Annotated in this window: 13 protein-coding genes and 1 tRNA gene; 1 reads left to right on the forward strand and 13 read right to left on the reverse strand. The window is 39.0% G+C overall.

Features of this window, described 5'->3' with window-relative positions:
* Positions 1–562 precede the first annotated feature (562 nt).
* The 10 genes from G8E00_RS11150 to G8E00_RS11195 all read right to left on the reverse strand — a co-directional run bounded on the left by G8E00_RS11150 (position 563) and on the right by G8E00_RS11195 (position 15,358).
* Positions 563–1,783 carry a Gfo/Idh/MocA family protein gene (locus G8E00_RS11150; protein WP_166010769.1) on the reverse strand — a complete coding sequence of 407 codons (1,221 nt, stop codon included), beginning with the start codon at positions 1,781–1,783 and terminating at the stop codon, positions 563–565.
* A gap of 226 nt (positions 1,784–2,009) precedes the next feature.
* Positions 2,010–2,282 (reverse strand): FeoB-associated Cys-rich membrane protein, encoded by a 273-nt coding sequence (locus G8E00_RS11155; RefSeq protein ID WP_166224657.1) that lies wholly within the window; start codon positions 2,280–2,282, stop codon positions 2,010–2,012.
* Between the two features lie 258 nt (positions 2,283–2,540).
* Entirely contained in the window at positions 2,541–4,343 is a 1,803-nt protein-coding gene (locus tag G8E00_RS11160) for a DUF4209 domain-containing protein (RefSeq protein ID WP_196781986.1), read from the reverse strand.
* Positions 4,344–4,495: 152 nt separating this feature from the next.
* Positions 4,496–4,585, reverse strand: a tRNA-Ser gene (locus tag G8E00_RS11165).
* Positions 4,586–4,682: 97 nt separating this feature from the next.
* Positions 4,683–6,716 carry an NADPH-dependent 2,4-dienoyl-CoA reductase gene (locus tag G8E00_RS11170; protein WP_166224660.1) on the reverse strand — a complete coding sequence of 678 codons (2,034 nt, stop codon included), beginning with the start codon at positions 6,714–6,716 and terminating at the stop codon, positions 4,683–4,685.
* A 187-nt stretch (positions 6,717–6,903) separates the two neighbouring features.
* Complete coding sequence (dld, locus tag G8E00_RS11175; RefSeq protein ID WP_166224663.1) at positions 6,904–8,601, reverse strand: D-lactate dehydrogenase; 1,698 nt, start codon at positions 8,599–8,601, stop codon at positions 6,904–6,906.
* Positions 8,602–9,092: 491 nt separating this feature from the next.
* A complete protein-coding gene (gene lldD / locus G8E00_RS11180) occupies positions 9,093–10,244 on the reverse strand; it encodes an FMN-dependent L-lactate dehydrogenase LldD (RefSeq protein ID WP_166224666.1) in 1,152 nt (383 codons plus the stop codon).
* A 3-nt stretch (positions 10,245–10,247) separates the two neighbouring features.
* Positions 10,248–10,991: a transcriptional regulator LldR gene (gene lldR, locus G8E00_RS11185; protein WP_166224669.1), complete on the reverse strand. Its 744-nt coding sequence runs from the start codon at positions 10,989–10,991 to the stop codon at positions 10,248–10,250.
* 18 nt (positions 10,992–11,009) lie between these two features.
* On the reverse strand, positions 11,010–12,671 hold the full coding sequence (gene lldP, locus G8E00_RS11190) for an L-lactate permease (protein ID WP_166224673.1): 1,662 nt from the start codon (positions 12,669–12,671) through the stop codon (positions 11,010–11,012).
* Positions 12,672–13,459: 788 nt separating this feature from the next.
* Positions 13,460–15,358: a bifunctional metallophosphatase/5'-nucleotidase gene (locus G8E00_RS11195; RefSeq protein WP_166224676.1), complete on the reverse strand. Its 1,899-nt coding sequence runs from the start codon at positions 15,356–15,358 to the stop codon at positions 13,460–13,462.
* A 410-nt stretch (positions 15,359–15,768) separates the two neighbouring features.
* Between G8E00_RS11195 and argG the strand changes: the two genes are divergently transcribed.
* Positions 15,769–17,109 (forward strand): argininosuccinate synthase, encoded by a 1,341-nt coding sequence (gene argG, locus G8E00_RS11200; protein ID WP_166010785.1) that lies wholly within the window; start codon positions 15,769–15,771, stop codon positions 17,107–17,109.
* 41 nt (positions 17,110–17,150) lie between these two features.
* Here argG and G8E00_RS11205 read toward each other — a convergent pair whose 3' ends face one another.
* The 3 genes from G8E00_RS11205 to G8E00_RS11215 form a co-directional block, all read right to left on the reverse strand.
* On the reverse strand, positions 17,151–18,464 hold the full coding sequence (locus G8E00_RS11205; protein WP_166224679.1) for a GGDEF domain-containing protein: 1,314 nt from the start codon (positions 18,462–18,464) through the stop codon (positions 17,151–17,153).
* Complete coding sequence (locus G8E00_RS11210; RefSeq protein ID WP_166010789.1) at positions 18,415–19,680, reverse strand: GGDEF domain-containing protein; 1,266 nt, start codon at positions 19,678–19,680, stop codon at positions 18,415–18,417. The genes G8E00_RS11205 and G8E00_RS11210 overlap by 50 nt, the downstream gene beginning before the upstream one ends.
* Positions 19,681–19,943: 263 nt before the next feature.
* The gene (locus tag G8E00_RS11215) at positions 19,944–20,831 is read right to left on the reverse strand and encodes a GGDEF domain-containing protein (RefSeq protein WP_166224682.1); all 888 of its coding nucleotides are present in this window, start codon (positions 20,829–20,831) and stop codon (positions 19,944–19,946) included.
* Positions 20,832–20,835: the final 4 nt, after the last annotated feature.

Here is a 20,835-nt window from a genome sequence, read left to right on the forward strand (position 1 = left end):
TTCATCAATCATGAAATGATATGAATTTAGTTTGATACGCGTAGGTATGTTCAACCAAATAGTCAACGAGGTCAAAGTCAAACTGCTTCAGATATAACGATTCAATACTGTTGGCATTTGGGATAGGATGCCTTTTCGCTAGCTCATCAGCATATTGAGTAAAATGCCATTTTTGTCTGATGTGCGTTTGATTGCGCTATAACTTCGCTAGAAATAGTAGATAGTAGATGAATCACGAAATATCCTGTTTGCAATATGTCGTGTAAATCATCCATCACCTTATAAAGCATAAATCAGATTTGTTTGTTTTTGAGTGAGATGAGAATAATTGATTGTGGGGAGTATGAGTATTACCGTGGAATTTTGACTTTGGTCAGTCTGGAAGCAAAATGCGATTCCATCTTGCCACTTACAGAAAATCATCTGTTTTGTACTTCATTTCAGCAACTAAAATTCAATAAACAACGGTCAAATACATATAAAAAAACCATAAAGCCTGTATCACACATGACTTTATGGTTTCATATTTTAGAAGAAATGAACGCTTTCTCCGTTCAGTAGTTCAACCTTTTTTGTACGATGCAAGGACTTCTGCAGGACTGACCCAGACATTTCCGTTATGGTGAGATTTCAAGATAGACTCAACAAACAATACGCCACTCACACCATCATGAATATCTGAATACATGGGTGCAACCTCTGGTTTTTCGCCTGTACGATGACTTTCAATCGCCACAGCAAACTCAGAATAGAGTTGTGCAAAACCTTCGATATAGCCTTCAGGATGACCTTTAGGCAACCATGTTGCTAAGTAGCTCGATTTTGATAAGCCGAAATCACCACGTGAAATAATTTGTGTCGGCTTATCGACAGAGGTATAGCGTAATTTATTCATTTCGTTATGGTTCCATTCGATACTTCCTTTCGAACCATAAATACGCACTCTCACTTCACAATCATTCCCTGGGGCAACTTGACTCACTAAAATCGTACCACGCGCACCATTTTCAAAACGTGTAAGTACCTGTACGTTATCATCTAAACGACGATTTGGTACAATCGCTTCGACTTGCGCTAACACAGCATTAATTTTTTGACCGGTAATAAATTGTGCAAGATGCCATGCATGCGTGCCGATGTCTGCACTACCACCACCTGGTCCTGATTTTGTTGGATCTGTACGCCAGTTGCCTTGTCCGCCATCTTGTTGCTCGATTGGATTGGTAAGCCAATCCATCATAAACTCTACATGCACAAGGCGAATATCACCCAATAAACCTTCTGCAACCATCGCTTTTGCTTGACGAACCATTGCATAGGCAGAGAATACATGCGGTACCATAAAGCATAGACCTGAATCTTTGGCGATTTTTTCAAGTGCTAATGCATCTTCAAGGCTTGTTGTCATTGGCTTATCACAAATGACGTGAATACCTGCCTCTAAGAAGGTTTTTGCAATATCAAAATGGGTAAAATTAGGTGTCGTAATTGCCACCGCTTCGATACCATCTTCACGTTGCGATTCGATTCGTGCCATTTCTTTATAATCGGTATAACAACGCTCAGGATCAATAAACCATTCCGCACCAGCAGACTTTGCCACTTCAGCACGTGAAGACAATGCCCCTGCAACGATACGATAACGATTATCCATACGTGCAGCCATCGCATGAACGGGTCCGATGAAACCACCACTTGCACCACCCACAATCCCTAAACGAATTGGGCGAGAATTTTTTTGCAAATCCAATTTATTTAAACGGCTTTTATTTTCAGCTTCCATAATGAATTTCTATCCTGATTGTTCAACTAAGCAATAATTTTGTGTTGAGAAAGTCACTCATACTTTTAGCAATTAACCTTAGCATTAAATTTTTCTCAGAAAACGAACTAATACGAAATTGAGTTTTTCAGTTTTTATAATTCTCAAAAATTGCCCAATGGAGTTCATTCAGCATTTTAATTCATGTTTAATTCATGTGGAATTAAAGCTTGCTTAGTCTACTTGCCTAATCCATTTGCTTAGCAAATTGACTTTTAAACACGAGAAAAGCAAGGAAAATGGGAACCAAAAAATTGATTAAAAAGAATGGGATTTCTTCCATAAAACCATAACCTAAACTTATGCCATGGTACATATTCCAACTCACTATAACCAACCAAAGTGGAAGAAAAATCCACATCGCTAAACGAAAATTTGATTTATTTTTAATGTGTTTGAGCAACATAAAAATGATCATGAATATAATCATTCCAACGATAATCGTGACGAGTGTTCGCATGGTTATTGTCCTTATTATTGTCAGCTACTTTGATACAAAAATGATTCTATAAATGTACACTCATCATTTTTATTCATTTGTATCTATGAGTAAAGCATTTCTACACACCATAAAAAGACCCCAATCTCTCGATTGGGGTCTTAGAATTTGGCGGAAGCGCTTTTTACCATTCTGCACTATGATGAATAGGAAACTATCACCATCCCCCACCAATGAAAGCTATTTTAAAATATTAGGCATGAGTAGGTTTTTCGATAATTATTTAATTCTTCCTGTTACTAAAGAATTAATAATCAGTCTAAGTACCATCCACCACCCATACACTGTGGCTATTGATGATGAGTGTTCATCATCAAGTAATCCATGAGCAACTTGGTTTCTCAAATTGAATCCAAGAGACTCAGTAAATATACATTTTATTTCAAAAAGCAAATCCTCACCAAATACTTCATTTGCTTCAGGCAAAGTCACTAATGTACTTAACCCATTTTCATTTTCAATTCCTTCTGAATCAATATGTCTTGTATGTGCGCCAACTTTTAAAAGTTCAGTTCGTACAATATTCTCTAATTGAGGACATAGTAAATGAATTGCTGTACCAAATTCTTCTTCGAAGCCAAACCACAGCGCATTACCTGTTAACTCAGCTCTTCCATCTGGTACGAGTGGTGATTGCTCACAAATAGCAATTAGTAAATCTTTTGTAAATCGATGTTCTAAACATAGTTGTCGTAATGCAGGGAGGATACTTCCTTGCACTTTTAGTTGAACATCGGTAGTAAAATTCTGATACATTTTACTATGCAATAAAAGTTCATTTTCTGGATGATCTAAACTAACTTCATTATTAAGCGCTGGAATACGTGCAATGATTCTCCCATCTACGCTCATTTGAGATTTTCCAAAAATATTTTCAAAGACACTAGTTCTGATTAATTCTTTTGAAATAGTTTTTAAAGATTGGTAATTAGCACCACTAAAACCACAGAAATAGACTAAAGCCTGCTGAGGGCTTTGTTTACCTGCCACATGAGCAATAGATGATTCAACTAATGGTGAAATATCATATTTTTCTGTTTCAAATGTAACCATTTCGTCAAGCGAAGCTTGTCCTGATAAATTTTTTTTTGTTTTTAATTTTTGGATTTTCTCTTCAACACCATATTTAGCTCTATGTTTTACTGGAATTTTTCTATAAGCCTGAATTGCATTTTCATAAAAAGAATTAGCAACGAGGTTGCTATCATGACTCCTTAGATCTGCCTCTGATTCAAAAGTTTCAGCAATTTCAACTAAAGACCTAACCCAATCATCTTCCAAAGCACATTTCTTATATTTTTTTGCTGCTAAATCAAAATACCCCCTTGCAATGAGATAATCTGATTGTGATTTTAAATTACTTGCTCTAATAAACAGTGACTCTGCAATATCTTTTTCAAAATCCTTATCTATTTTGAAATTATCCATTAAATCCGCTATCCAAAAATTCATATATTTTAAATTTGAATATTCAGAAAGAAATGCTGAAAATAATTTTGCTTTAATAGTGTCTAAACGCTCATAATCTTTGAGTTGTAGACTTAATTGTATTGCTCGTGACAAATAATTATTTACACCTTTATGCCATGACTTTTCATCAATTTCGCATAGAAGATATAAGTCTATTACAATTCTTGCATGCTCTGGATTACGTCGTTTTTGAAGCAACCAAAGTAAATCAGCGAGCCTAGCTTTCAAAAATGGCTCAGTAACAACCGTAAGGAAGCTTTCAAAAGTTGCCAAATCATCAACAGTAAAATCATCTGGGATAGTTGATCTCTGACCTGTTTGAAAATTTTCTATATAAGCCTTGTAAGGTTCATTTATGCTATTTACAAGCGACATGGATGTAACTTTGACTAATAACCCAAAAATTTGGGCACTGTCTGTTTTTTCACTTTCTTTTAATTCTTGTTCTTTTTGACGCAAACTATTAGATATATCAAAATAAATATCATACATTTCATTTGAAGAAATATATTCCCATTCAGCTTCTAAAAACAACTGCGCCGCATTTTCCATTTTCCCCTCCAAAATACTTAACTTGATATTGAGTGTAGTTTGTAAATTTTATTTTGAGAATTAAATTGAATATTATTGCTTATTATTTGCTTACGTTGCATAAACCCCAAAAACAACAAAGCCCCGATATTCGGGGCTAAGTCGTTGATATTTGGCGGAAGCGGTGAGATTCGAACTCACGGAGGACTCACACCCTCGTCGGTTTTCAAGACCGGTGCATTAAACCGCTCTGCCACGCTTCCATGTGCGCCATAATACGGAGCTTTTATAAATCTGACAAGTAAAAATTACAGTGAAAGCATTCAAGTGCATATACTTTCACCAAATTCTCATAAAAAATCACAATTTGGCTGCTATTTCAGCGCCTTCACGTATTGCACGCTTAGCATCGAGTTCACCTGCAAGCTTTGCGCCACCTACAATATGATATTTTGCCAAGGTTTTTTCAGTCTCAGATGGCATAATTTCCCGCACTGACTCTTGCCCTGCGCAGACCACAATCGTATCTACACGCAACAATTGATCATTGCCCTCCATCTCAACCCATAAACCTTCATCGGTCACTGCTTTATATTGCACACCACGCAGCATACGTACACGGTGCTTCTTCAACTGTGCACGATGCACCCAACCCGACGTTTTCCCTAAACCTATGCCCAATGGCGTGGTTTTACGTTGCATCAAGTAAATTTCACGTACTGGATGCTCCACCTCAGGAGGAACTGAACCACCTTCGGTCATATAGTTCGGATTCGGGTCTACACCCCACTCTCGTTTCCAATCCTCTAAAGGTTGCGGTTGTGGTTGATGTTCAGGTTTTAACAAAAATTCAGACACATCAAACCCAATTCCGCCCGCACCAATCACGGCAACTTTATCGCCTACAGGCGCACCACGAAGTACTTCAGCATAAGACAGCACTTGCGGCGCATCACTGCCATCAATCTTTAATGCACGTGGAATCACACCTGTTGCCACTACAACTTCATCAAACCCTTCACGCTCAAGCTGTTCACGATTGACTTTGGTATTTAAGCGTAGCTCTACACCAGTCCTTTCAATTTGTACTTTGAAATAACGGATGGTTTCATGAAATTCTTCTTTGCCTGGAACGACTTTGGCTAAATTAAACTGCCCACCGACTTCATGACTGGCTTCAAATAAAGTCACCTGATGTCCACGGCTTGCTGCAACTGTTGCCGCAGACATTCCCGCAACACCACCACCGACAACCGCAATGCGTTTTGGTTTCTTGGTTTTAACATAGACCAATTCAGTCTCATAAGCTGCTTGTGGATTCACCAAACAGGTTGCACGCTGATTTTTAAAGGTATGATCTAAACATGCCTGATTACATGCAATACAGGTATTGATTTCATCTACACGATTCGTTGCCGCTTTATTGACCCAAAATGGATCTGCCAAGAACGGACGAGCCATTTGAATCATATCAGCTTTACCAGTCGCAATAATTTCTTCAGCGACATCAGGCATATTGATTCGGTTTGATGCAATGACTGGAATCGCAACATGCTTTTTCACTTCTGCTGTGTAATCAACAAAGGCTGCACGAGGCACAGAGGTGACAATGGTTGGAATACGTGCTTCATGCCATCCAATACCTGTATTTAAAAGTGTTACCCCTGCTTTTTCTAAAGCCTGAGCCACGGTAATCACTTCATCCATGGTATTGCCATCGTGTACCAAATCCAGCATGGACAAACGGAAGCAAATAATAAATTTCTCACCGACTTTTGCTCGTATGGCTTTGACAATTTCAACCGCAAAACGCATCCGATTTTCAATATCGCCCCCCCAACGATCGGTGCGTTGATTCACATGACGACTTAAAAATTGGTTTAGAAGATAACCTTCTGAACCCATGATTTCCACGCCATCGTAACCAGCTTTTTTGGCAATATTTGCCGTTTGTGCATAATCTTCAATGGTATCCAAAATTTGCTTATCACTCATTTGACGTGGTTTAAATGGTGAAATCGGAGATTTAATTGGACTTGCTGAGACCACAAAAGGTTGATAACCATAACGACCAGAGTGCAAAATCTGCATGAGAATTTTAGCACCATGTTTATGTACAGCATGCGTCACTAAACGGTGTGGCGCAACGTCGCCCAAGGTATTCATGGTTCCACCCGCAGGCAATAACCACCCTGAACGGTTCGGTGAAATTCCCCCAGTAATAATCAGCCCTACGCCACCTTTGGCACGTTCACCAAAATAAGCCGCCAGTTTTGGATAATTATAAAAACGGTCTTCCAAACCTGTGTGCATAGAACCCATCACCACACGGTTTTTAAGGGTGGTAAAGCCTAAATGAAGCGGTTTTAATAGATTTGCATAGCTAGTTGTCATGGTGAAATCCTTTATTTATTGGCTTTGCAACTTGTTGCATACTACTTTAATGCTTTTTTAATTTTTATTTATGACCGAATTCAAAAAATTATTATACGCTAGAGTCAATATGAAAAAAGGGATGATTATTTCATCCCTTTTTTAATGCTAATCTAGGATACAATTCAATAATAAAACTTGAACTCAATTATTTCCAATTTTTCAACTTAGATGTATGCCCAATGCCGACATTAAAACTGTTGGTTGGATCGAGTTTTTGATAATGCGTTTTTAGTGCAGGCTTTGCCACATATAAATGTCCAACATTATGCTCCGCAGGATATTCAGCTTTACGTGCATCCAGTAATTTCCACATCGCATGTTCCATCGCCAAAGGATCTACGCCTTTTTTGACAATATAGTCCTGATGGAACACATGACAGAGGAAATGGCCGTAGTAGAGTTTATGAATAATTTGCTCGTCCATCTCTTTAGGCAAAGTCTCTACCCATTCACGGTCATTACGGCGTAAAGCAATATCCAACGCCACAATATCTTCCACTTCGCGTAAATGCGTATCCCGATAACGAATGGCAGCTCCTGCCACAGCAAAACGGTGTAAAAAGGCTTTACGACCTTCGTCCGCATCACACAGGAAATAATCGCCTGTGTTACGGCCTGCAAAATACTGCTTTAAGAACGTATCCACGGCTGGAACGTCCTGATCTTCAATCCTTAAAACTAAATGATGCTCATATAAATCACGGAAATCGTTCATCCGTTTTGGCAGATGCGACGGTAAAAACTTGGTGACCAATTGTAGAACTTTGTCAGAAAGCCCTTTCATGCCCCATTTTTCCAAATAACCATCGACCTTGTCTTTCATGGCAAATGCGGCAGGCACTTTGGCTGTACCAAATTTTTCGATAAACATAAACGTGTCTTTACCGTATTCCGCACCAATGTCATAAGCCACACGGTGAATGTATTCCCCCGCAATTGGAATACGAGGCAAATCGGTCAACAGGAAACGGCGAATTTCGGTCAAGTCATCATGTGAGTTTGTGCCCACATAAAACACCTGACTTGGAATTTTCTCGAAGGTATCTAAACGTACGGCAAATACACAAACTTTCCCCGCAGAACCCGAAGCTTCGTATAAACGGGAAGGATCGGCATTAAAACGAGCTGGTGTATCGGCATCGACTTGCGCCACATCTTTCATATAACGATGGTCAGATGCACAGCAATGACTATCATTTTGAATATCCGCAATTTGGTACTGTTGTTGTTCCAGATTGGTCAGGATCTGTTCAGGCGTTTCACCCAAATTCACGCCTAGGTGATTGACCAGTTCAAGTTGACCTTGCTCATTCACCCGTGCATATAAAGCAAGTTCGGTATAAGCAGGACCACGACGCACCAAAGCGCCACCCGAGTTATTACATACGCCACCCAATACCGACGCACCGATACAAGAAGACCCAATCACCGAATGCGGTTCACGGTTAAACCCTGCCAATTCTTTTTCTAACCGATCTAAGCTTGCACCGGGTAAACAAATGACTTGTTTGCCTTCATTAATGACTTGAATGCCCTGCAGACGGCGTGTACTCATCAGTATCACAGGACGGTCATAGTCATCACCAAATGGGGTTGAACCACCCGTCAAACCCGTATTCGCTGCTTGCATAATGACAATACAATCAGCATCGACTGCTATTTTCAGCACTTGCCACTGTTCGAGCAATGTTCCAGGTGCAACCACAGCGAGAACTTGCCCTGATCCATAGCGACGTCCCTGACGATATAAACGGGTCTCTTGTTCATCGGTCAATACATGGGCTTTACCGACTATATCAATCAGTTTTTGAATGGTGTTTTGACAAGTAAGTGAAGCTGACATGGTTTAAATCCTGTATGACTGAATCCATCTTGAATGATGATCCTTTCAGATTCATTCGAAACTTAAAGAAAAAGAAATCTCGATACACGACCCAGTCTTTCGTTTCTGTTCGAGCCAGACTGAATTTTGAGGCAAAATGTTTCTGCGACTTAAAATTTTTCGTGACTGTTATTGTGCAAGTTCAACGAAAGACAAATGGTTTTGCTTACTTTTCCCGAAAGAAAATTAAGGAATAAGCGAGCTATATATGCTGTTAAAACTATAGTTCTTTCGGAAATAAAAAAATAATCAATGATCCATAATCTTAATGATCAATGAAATTCCCTTTTCCCTCTGAGAGAAGGTTAGGTAGGATGAGGGAACTTCAAACTAAAAACCTCTCCCTAACCCTCTCCTGACAGGAGAGGGAACTTTGTGATCAATTTTAATTGGACATAAGATGATTAACAGCATCATTTAAGTTCAACTCTTAAATTTATGCAGTTAAATGCTTAAACCAATTCTTTTTCTAATTTCACTAAGCAATCTGAAGTAATATCAGCGATGCTTTTTGCACCCGTTAAGGTCATTGCAACACGCATTTCCTTATCAATCAGTTCGAGTAAGTTACTTACCCCTGCACCGCCTGCCGCACCCAAAGCGTAAACAAAGGCACGACCGAGCATACAAGTATCCGCACCCAATGCGAGCATACGTACAACGTCTAAACCATTACGAATACCCGAGTCCGCAAGGATTTTGATATCCCCTTTCACCGCATCCGCAATCGGAGGAAGCGCACGAGCAGAGGATAAAACACCATCGAGCTGACGACCACCATGGTTCGATACCACAATACCATCCGCACCAAAACGTACAGCATCTTTAGCATCTTCAGGGTCTAGAATCCCCTTAATCACCATTGGACCATCCCAAAATTCACGAATCCATTCTAAATCTTTCCAAGAAATAGAAGGATCGAAATTATTGCCCAACCAACCGATATAATCTTCTAAACCTGTAGGTTTACCGAGGTATTTTGAAATATTGCCCAAATCATGCGGACGACCGAGTAGACCCACATTCCATGCCCAATGAGGATGGAAACACGACTGCATATAACGGCGCATCGCGGCATTTGGACCACTCATACCCGAATGCGCATCACGGTAACGTGCCCCCGGAACAGGCATATCGACAGTAAATACTAATGTTGAACATCCTGCTGCCTTGGCACGCTCCAAGGCATTTTTCATAAAGCCACGGTCACGCAGTACATATAACTGAAACCACATTGGACGGTTAATTGCAGGTGCGACTTCTTCAATTGGACATACTGAAACTGTAGATAAGGTAAATGGAATGCCTTTTTTGTCTGCTGCTACTGCGGCTTGAACTTCACCACGGCGTGCATACATCCCAGTTAAACCCACAGGTGACAATGCCACAGGCATCGACAAGGTTTCATCAAACAGTTTGGTCTCTAAACTTAACTTTGACATGTCATTTAAGACACGTTGACGTAATGCAATTTTCGATAAATCTTCAACATTACGTTTTAAGGTATATTCGGCATATGCCCCACCATCAATATAGTGAAACAAAAATGGCGGTAATCGACGTCTTGCTGCTTCACGATAGTCATTAGCAGAAGAAATAATCATAACTTATGTCCTATTCAATCGACTTGCACGCTGACGACGAGCTTCTTCTTCATCAATCATACGTACTTGCTGAACTACAAATTCAATATGCCCACACACTGCTTTACGGGCAGCTTCAGGGTCTTGGCGTTCAATTGCATTCATTACTTGTAAGTGCTGATCATGCAATTGTTCAAAACGATGTGGAGAGGTATAGACTTTACGTCGACCCAGCATCACGTTGTACTGCAATAAATCAAACAAACTGCGCATCATTTGTATAAGCACCAAATTGTGTGATGCCTCTGCAATGGCTAAGTGAAACTGAGCGTCAGCAATAGCCGCTTGAGCATCATCACCAATGGCTTGAAAATGATTGATCTGCTCATAACATTTGCGGATATTTTCCAAATCTACCGCCGTTGCACGCTGAGCCGCATACCACGCCGTTCCACCTTCAAGCACAATTCGAGCTTCTTGCACATCAAAACGATATTCAGGATCCTGATCGATTAGATTCGATAAAGGTTCAACAATATTGTGCTGTGACCAATTGGCAGGTAATTGCTGTAAATAGGTTCCTGCCCCCATACGGCTGTGTAAAATTCCACTGGCACTCAATTGTTGAATCGCTTCACGCAGTGATGTTCGAGACACACCCATTAGTTCGCATAATTTACGTTCTGCAGGCAAACGTGCTCCGACTTGCAAATGACTTTGCTCAATTAAAAGGCGTAAGCGTTGTACAACTTTGTCGGAGACTTTCATTCGTTTACCTTAACCAATTTATGGAATCATCCACGGAAAAACATAAGCTTGTAGTGTGATGATGATACCAATCATTACCGTAAAGGTAATACTGTGTTTGACCGTAAAGCGGAATAAATCGGATTCTTTACCCACCAAACCGACGGCTGCACAGGCAATCGCAATCGATTGTGGAGAAATCATTTTTCCTGTCACGCCACCACTGGTATTGGCTGCAACCAATAACACTTCTGGAACACCAATTTGCTGTGCTGTGGTTGCTTGTAAAGCCGAGAACAAGGCATTGGCTGATGTGTCTGAACCAGTTAAGAACACCCCGACCCAACCTAAGAAAGGCGAGAAGAATGTAAATGCCTGTCCCGTATGTGCCAGTGCCAAAGCTAAAGTTGCAGATAAACCTGAATAGTTCGCAATAAAGGCAAAAGCCAGCACCATACCAATTGAGTAAATTGGCGTTTTTAATTCACTCACTGTCTCTGCAAAAGTTGCGATGGCATCCTTTGGTTTCATTTTGAGATAAATGATGGTGATCACCGCTGCCAGCATGATTGCAGTGCCCGTCGCTGAGAACCAATCAAATTTATAAATGGCATCATAGTCTTTCACTTCAGGCGCGACAGGCGGTAATTTTTGGATCAATTGGTGCAAATACGGCACTTTGATTGAAATCACCCAGTCACTGAGTGCACCATCCTTAGCGAATAACGCTTTAAAGGGTTGAATACTCCATAAAGTCACCATTGCCGTCAGTACAGCAAACGGTGACCATGCTTTAATAATTTGACCTACCGAGTATTTTTGTTTTGCAGCCTGAGCGAGAGTTTCATCGACTTGAACATCATCTTCAAAGCGGAAAATATGTTTCGGTTGCCAAAATTTCAGCAATACGGTCAAACTGACCAATGCAGCAATAGCAGCGGTAATATCTGGAAGTTCAGGTCCAACATAGTTAGCAGTTAAAAATTGCGCCAATGCAAAAGAACCACCACCTACGAATATTGCAGGCCATGTTTCTTTCACACCACGCCAGCCATCCATAATCGCCATAATCCAGATCAACACAATCGGAACCATAATTGGCAGTTGACGACCCACCATCTTACTGATGTCTAGCGTATCTAGACCTGAGACCTGACCTGCGACAATAATCGGAATCCCCATCGCACCAAATGCCACTGGGGCCGTGTTGACAATTAAACACAGTCCAGCTGCGTATAGCGGTTTAAAACCAAGTCCCACCAACAATGCAGCGGTAATCGCTACTGGCGCACCAAAACCCGCAGCCCCCTCCAAAAACGTACCGAAGGCAAAACCGACCAATAACATTTGCAGGCGTTGGTCTTCAGTTAAAGATAAGATGGAAGAGCGGATAATATCGAACTGCCCCGTCTTTACTGAAATTTTGTAGAGAAATACTGCCCCAATGATGATCCATGCAATTGGCCAAAGTCCGTAGAAAAAGCCATACACCATCGATGCCAAGGCCATGCTTACAGGCATTTTATAGAGGAACATCGACACCAAAAAAGCCAGTGCAACAGTAATCGTACCTGCCACACTGCCCTTCATTCGGAACACGGCAAGTGCAAGGAAGAAGAAGATAATTGGAATTAAAGCAATTGCGCTAGATATCCAAATATTCCCCAGAGGGTCATAAACTTGTTGCCATTGTTGAAGCATCGCTCTCTCCTTGACATGCTTAGCCAGTTCCGATGTTAAAGATCATGTCTATTTCGGTATTGGTATTACCAATATAAGCAATAAAGACTAAAAATCATTTATTTCAGACCAATAATGGTAATACCCACTGATTTAAAGCGCAATAAAGAATCATTGAAATTAAATTGGTATGACCAATATTGACGGTTGAAAGGAGCACTGCTGTACTTTTAAAATCGTATAATATTAACAACAAGATATTGATTAATAATATTATTTTAATTTTTAGTGATGTATTAAAGATCATCCTTCAAACTTTAGTCTAAATACAGTCATTGCAACCGATTTCTAGAATGTGAAAATGATTTATGCAGCACAGCATATGGAGCTTTTTATCGCTAAAATTCACTTTTTAGGATGTTGATGAGAATTAAATTTACCAAGATAAATGTCATTATTACTTTGCAGATGCTTAGCCAAGGTCAAGTACTAAAGAAAAATGACGGGCAGAATAATTAAACCAAAAGTATCCGTTATATAACAAAACAAAAGAAACAATAGAAATAGACGTACGCGATTTTTAGCTTTTTTCGAGCCTGAGCTAACCATTAATGAAACACGATGCGAAAAAACCATTAGTGCAAGTGATGAATAGCACTACTGCATAAGGGCGAAGTCTTTTTATTTTGACTCGCCTCATCACAATCTTCTCTTTGCTCCATATATAAATCGATTCTCATTGATCTTATTAATCAGAAACTAACGATCATTTTGTTTTCGAAAAAACGCATTGAATACATTAATTCAGATTAAGGCGCAGCATCGATAAAACCTTGTGTACTATAATAAGTCACATCTAAAGGACCTAAATAACGCGTACCATTATTCAAAGGTAAATCTTCTAAATACTGTAAAAAGGCTTCGGTATAATCAAGCCCAACATCAATACGACGATCTCCACGAATCGTGCTTAATGTGTGATATGAACCCTGACCATCAGCTAAAAAATTAATGGTGATGAGTTTATACATCCGATTTAAATCGAGCGCCTGCAATTGGTTTTGCGCATCTCGAATTTGAATATGACTTACGCGTTGACCAAGCGGTTGATTTAAATCGACTTGCCATGTCATTCCTGCTGTATATGGATAACTCCCTGTTTGACCATTTAACACAGCTTGCATCGCATCCTCAAGCATGGCTTTTAGCTCATGTCCATACATATTCAGTTGAACCAAGGTGTTATCAAAAGCTAAGATTCGATAGACCTTATCCACATTAATATCGCCTTGTGCTATATCTTCACGAACACCGCCACCATTGATCAAAGATATATTCGCTTGGAAATAACGCTGTCCTTGTTTTAAATAAGCTTCAGCAACCAATTGTTGAATATCACCACCATGCTGATGCGTAAATGAATTTTGATTACAGACATCTCCTAAAGCTGATCGGTTGATATCGCGCCATGTTCCAGGAACACGTCTTAAACAAAAATTTGTGGTTGCCACCGCCACATTTTGCTGACCAAATAATATTTTTGCCGAACGATATGGCGCAAGTATGGCATCAGCTTCAGCATCGGGTTGCACAATACTCAAACTGCCACTTTGTTGAATATCTTGATGGATAAAATCTAATTCTTCAGCGGATAATACTGGTGTGTTTCCAACGCGTTGAAAACGATCTCCCAGCAAAATATGCGGTCGACCACCACATTTTAATACATGACCTTGGTCATCAAACTCAATATTGAGTTGTCCCACCACATAAGCATACTGTGCTGCTTGAGCCACACAAACACGACGACCGTTTTTGTCTTGAGCAATAGTTGGATAAGGACCTTGAGGGCTAAAACCATAATCACTTAAGTTTTCATTGGCCAATAAACTATGTGAATCCCCACCAATGACAATATCCACTCCATCTAATTGCCGAATAAGGTTCAAGTCTTCTTGATAACCAATATGTGACTGTAAAACAATTTTATTGATACCTTGTGCTTTTAAGACATCAATCGCTGCTTGTACGCTTGCCAGTTCATCCAAAAACTCAGTATTGGTATCTGGACGTGAGGAATGCTTGGTTTTAAATGCGGTGGTGACCCCAATCAAACCAATTTTTTGACCTTGTTTTTCAATTACTGTATAAGGTTGAACACGATTACTTTGATATAAAGCTGATCCTTCACCAAACACTACATTACTACTTAGCACAGCGGTTTTTGTTGGACATGCTGAGCTTTGCTCTAAGTCATTTAAGAATTTAAGTAATGCAGTATCGCCATTATCAAACTCATGATTGCCTAAAGTAAAACTGTCGAAGCAAATGCTATTCATCATTTTTGCTTCAGCTTCACCACGCCCAATTTTGAAATATAAATCGCCGACCAATGCATCTCCTGCATGGATTTTTAGGGTATTGGGCAATTGGACGCTTAGCTGTTTAAATAATGCTGCGACACGACTAAAACCACCATAATTGACTTGTATTGGTTCACGTGTGTCTTCAGCTGTTTTGAGTTGCAATTGGATCGTGGATTCATCAAGGTGAGAGTGACTGTCATTAATATGTAAAATATTCAGTTCAAATGTTTGATGGTTCTGTTCTGAACCATTTGATTTACAACCTTGTATCATAAAAAACGACATACAAAAGCTAAGCCACAGCAAGCTATTCAGCATTTTCCTTTCCTGAATGTGTTGCATATGTTTCCCCAAATACCGTAGCCATGTTGTCATTCTTTTTCCCTAATTGAATCGATTTAATCTTGAGTCAATGAACTTAAGACTTGATCATACATGATTATTTTGACAGTTTGATCACCACTTTATAGTCAATATTTATACAAAATTCTATGAAAATCGAAGAACATTTTACTCTAAGCCATGATTATTCGATTATTTTCAAAAAAAGATCAGTCAATAAATCACGTATATTATGATTTTTCTCTATGCTGAATTTTTTTAAATTCTCAAAATGAATTATTTGCAAAATTTCAACGAGATTTTCTCATCTAAAAACCACACCAAATAAAATAGTGGTACAATTAACTAACTGTATATTCTCCTAGGTCAGTGGTTTTAGGACCTATTTACATATCTCGTTAGGATTAACAATGTCTGATAATGCAACCATTTTGCAGAATGTTCCTGTAGGCAAAAAAGTTGGTATTGCCTTTTCTGGTGGTCTAGATACTTCTGCTGCTTTATTGTGGATGAAACAAAAAGGCGCTGAACCTTATGCCTATACAGCAAACTTAGGTCAGCCAGATGAAGACGATTACGATGCGATTCCAAAAAAAGCTGAAGCGTATGGTGCGGTAAAAGCACGTTTAGTGGATTGCCGTCTTCAACTTGCATTAGAAGGTATTGCTGCGATTCAATGTGGCGCGTTCCATATCTCTACGGGTGGCGTTCCATACTTCAATACAACACCATTGGGTCGTGCAGTAACAGGAACAATGCTTGTTACAGCAATGAAAGAAGATGATGTAAACATCTGGGGTGACGGTTCAACTTATAAAGGAAACGATATTGAACGTTTCTACCGTTATGGTTTGTTGACTAACCCTGCGCTTAAAATTTACAAACCATGGTTAGACCAAACTTTCATTGACGAACTAGGTGGCCGTGCAGAAATGTCACAGTTCCTGATCGACAATGGTTTTGACTATAAAATGTCAAAAGAAAAAGCATATTCAACAGATTCGAATATGCTAGGTGCAACGCATGAAGCTAAAGATCTTGAATACCTAAATGCTGGTATCAAAATCGTTGATCCAATCATGGGCGTTGCATTCTGGAAAGAAGACGTTGAAATCGCACCTGAAGAAGTATCGATTACTTTTGAAGAAGGCTTCCCTGTTGCGATCAACGGCAAACGTATCGAAGATCCAGTTGAATTCATTCTTGAAGCGAACCGTATCGGTGGTCGTCATGGTCTAGGTATGTCGGATCAAATCGAGAACCGTATCATCGAAGCGAAATCTCGTGGTATCTACGAAGCTCCGGGTATGGCACTTCTTCACATCGCTTACGAGCGTCTTGTGACTGGTATTCATAACGAAGATACGATTGAACAATATCGCATCAATGGTTTACGTTTAGGTCGTTTGCTTTACCAAGGTCGTTGGTTCGATTCTCAAGCGCTTATGCTTCGTGAAACTGCTCAACGTTGGGTTGCTAAAGCAGTAACAGGTACTGTGACTTTAGAACTTCGTCGTGGTAATGACTACACTATTATGAACACCGAATCTGAAAACCTCACTTATGAAGCTGAGCGTTTAACGATGGAAAAAGGTGATTCTATGTTCTCTCCTATGGATCGTATTGGTCAATTGACCATGCGTAACTTAGACATCACAGATACACGTCAAAAATTAGGCATCTACACAGGTGCAGGTTTATTGGCTGTTGGTACAGGTTCTGCTGTTCCACAACTTAAAGACAAAAACTAAGTTGTAGTTAAGTCAAAAAGCCGCGCAATTTGCGCGGTTTTTTATTGATTTAAATACTGCACAAACACTCGATTTCGCCCTAAAGCTTTCGCCTGATAGAGTGCCTGATCAGCAGCTTTGAGCACATCAGCGTAAATTACATTGTCTTGCCCATCATAAACCGTTAAACCAATACTCACGGTCAGATGTTTTGCCACAGATGAGCGTTGGTGCTCTATATCTAATGAACGAATCTTTTGCAACAGTTGCTGAGCAAATACTTCAGCCTCTGCTTGATGAATATGATGCAATACAATCACGAACTCTTCACCACCAAATCGCACTGCATTTGCTTTATCTGGGAGTGAACAACTCATACAATGTGCCACTTGTATCAGTGCTTGATCACCTTGTTCATGACCATAGTAATCGTTATATAGCTTAAAAAAATCAATATCAATAAACAATAATGCGAAGCTAGATTGCGTTTGCTTTGCATCAATAATCGTTTGACTTAAATATTCATTAAAACCACGACGATTCCCCAATAACGTTAAGGCGTCTTGATGACTTAAATCTTTAAAATGTTGATTCATCAATGCATAAATACGTCTGTCATAATGAATAATAATTGATTGTAAAAATCTAATTTTTTCTGTTGAACTGACCAACAATGCAAGCGCAAATCCGACTAAATTTGGGAGCAACAAAGCATTAAGTACAACCCAACTCGCAATCTGTACATCTGCCCAGTGAAAATAAACAATGCTCAATAATGCAGATAAAATACTCGCTAAAAATGTAATTTTAGGTTTTAAGCCTGAGCATACATAAACAAATACAATCGCTAAAGCAACCACAATACTTCCCCGCCAAGCCAAAGGAAGTGAATACATGGAAAGTAAAATAGCGGAGTTAAGACCTATGCCAAAAAAAACAATATAAGGTACAATCTTGCCATAGAGATAATGCCATTGTGGATGTTTGGCCAAAGTAAAAATAATCAGTAACGCCAACCATGAACCAGCAAAAGAAAAATGATTCCTGAAAATATCTCGTTCACGATACAGTGGATCTGCGGAAAGATAATTCATTGATAAACTGACACAATGGAAAATAAAATAAATGACTATTGCAGGAAAAACAGCTCGGCCAATGAGTTTTATAATCCGATCTTGACGATCTTTCCAAAATTGATGTTCTAAAGCATCATCAAATGAAGCATTGACTGATTTTTTCTGTTGCAACAAAAGTTGCTCAAACTTTAATTTTTCTTGTCTTAGTATGTGGACTTCATTTTCAAGATCATTCATACGCCATGGGCTATCATAACAGCAAAGAATCTTGCGATCGAACACTCGCTGTGTGATAGCCATTTCTTCCTTGATCTTTTGCCACATACAAAGCTTGATCTGCTGCTTTTAAAATATCTGGATAAGATATTTCATCTTCACCATCATATAAACTCAGCCCAATACTTACGGTTAAATAACTGGAAATTTGAGATTTTGCATGCTCAATTTTTTGCTGTTGAATATCGTGAATAATCGCTTGAGCAATATGTTCAGATTCTTGCCATGAGGTGTTTTTAATGAGCAACACAAATTCTTCTCCCCCAAACCGAATTGCAATATCACCTTCACGTATATGTGCCAAAAGTGTTTTTGCCACCTTAATCAGTGCCTGATCACCACATTCATGGCCATAACAGTCGTTATATAGCTTGAAGTAATCCACATCGATAAACAAAATAGCAAAGGCTTCTTGGGTTTGCTGCGCATGAACAATGGCATTTTCCAGATTCTGCTCAAATCCACGACGATTCCCCAATAAAGTCAAGGTATCTTGATGGCTCAAATGAATAAAATGCTGATTCAGCAAAGAGTAAATTTGTTTATCAAGATCAATCACAATCGATTGTAAAAAACGAATACGTTCGGTTGAAATCGAAAGTAATGCCAATGCAAGACCGACTAAATTGGGTAAGATCAGACTATTGGCCATTACCCAATTAGGCAAATCCGAACGTGTAATTTTTAAATACAAAAATGACAATGCAGCTGCCAGCATACACGTCAAAAATGCTCTACGTGGTCTTAAGCCTAAGGTTAAATAAACAAAGATCAGAGCGAGTGAAATAATAATCGTGCCACGCCATATCAATGACATGGTTTGCATTGAGAGCAATATTGATTGTGCAATTGCCAAAGTTATACATAAAGCGACTGAAAGCACTTTTGCATAATATTGATGCCATTCGGGTCGATGGGTAATGGTAAAAATTGTGGCCAGTAAAAGCCAAGCAACCGCAAATGAAATTAAATTACGTGAAATATCGTGAACCAGAAATTCTGCATCCGCACTCAAATAATTAATGAAAATACTCAAAAATTGAAAAATGAGAAATACAACAACAATCGACGATTTTGCACGGTGCAACATTTTAATCAGTCGTTCTTTACGATCACGCCAAAAATGCTGTTCTAATTCATGATCAAATTTGGAAGATAACTTACGATTTTGCCGTTCCAATAAATGTTCATAATGAGTTTTTTTGGCTTGTAAATCATCGATATTTTGTTCTGAATGCATAAGCTCACTTTTGAACCATCACGTGGGATGATTGATTGTTTATTGTCTGGTTTTAAGTGTTGTTCTACTTCTAAGATATAAAATACGCTTATTTGAAAGCATCATTCAAGCCATTCGAGATCTTTTTTAGTGATATAAATTATTGTTTTATATTATTTTTAGACATCATTCTCTTTTTTTAAAAATTCTACTCTTTTTCCCTTAAAATATTCCTCTACATGTATTACAACTTTTTAAAGGGATCGGTTTTATCGTCGAATGCTTTAAACGGTCTTTTTTAAGACCTGCGTTGCTCTTTCAAGTTGTGTGAGATCAGAATAAAGGTTCAGTTCTGCTTGTTCGCGATTCCAAACATAATAACAATTTCTTCCCATACTTTTTGCATGATATAGCGCCTGATCCGCTTGTTTTAAAAGATCGGAATAACCGATATCATGATCCCCATTAAACATGGTTAAGCCAATACTTATAGTCAAATGATCAGCAATACTTGATTGGCGATGTTCAATTTTTTGCAATGCGATATCGTCCAAAATATGTTGTGAAATGACTTTGGCTTGATCTTCTTGAACATCTTTTAACAACACCACAAACTCTTCGCCTCCATAACGAATGGCAGTATCACCATCATCCAAATGACGTAATAATGTTTGGGCAACACGAATTAAAGCTTGATCACCTTGATCATGCCCATAACAATCGTTATAAAGTTTGAAGTAATCGACATCTATAAATAGCAAAGAAAATGGTTTTTTATAGGTTTGCGTATACTGAATTTCATCCATAAGTTGCTGTTCAAATCCACGTCGATTGCCCAACAATGTTAAGGTGTCTTGCTGACTTAAACGAATAAAATGCTCATTTAAAAATGAATAAATCTTTTTATCATATTCAATAATAATCGATTGTAGAAAACGAATACGCTCAGTTGAAATAGCCAAAACAGCCAAAGCCAAACCGACTAAGTTTGATAAAATTAGTGTATTGCTAATAATCCAGATGGGGCGATGAACACCATCCCACCATAAAAAAAGACATGTAATTATTGCCGCGCACATACAACTCATGAACGTTGTTTTGGGTCTTAAACCTGAACATAAATAGGCAAACATCGTGGCAAATGCAATGATTAACGAGCCACGCCAAGTCATTGAT

The organism is Acinetobacter shaoyimingii, from assembly GCF_011578045.1.
GTDB classification, from domain to species: Bacteria; Pseudomonadota; Gammaproteobacteria; order Pseudomonadales; family Moraxellaceae; genus Acinetobacter; species Acinetobacter shaoyimingii.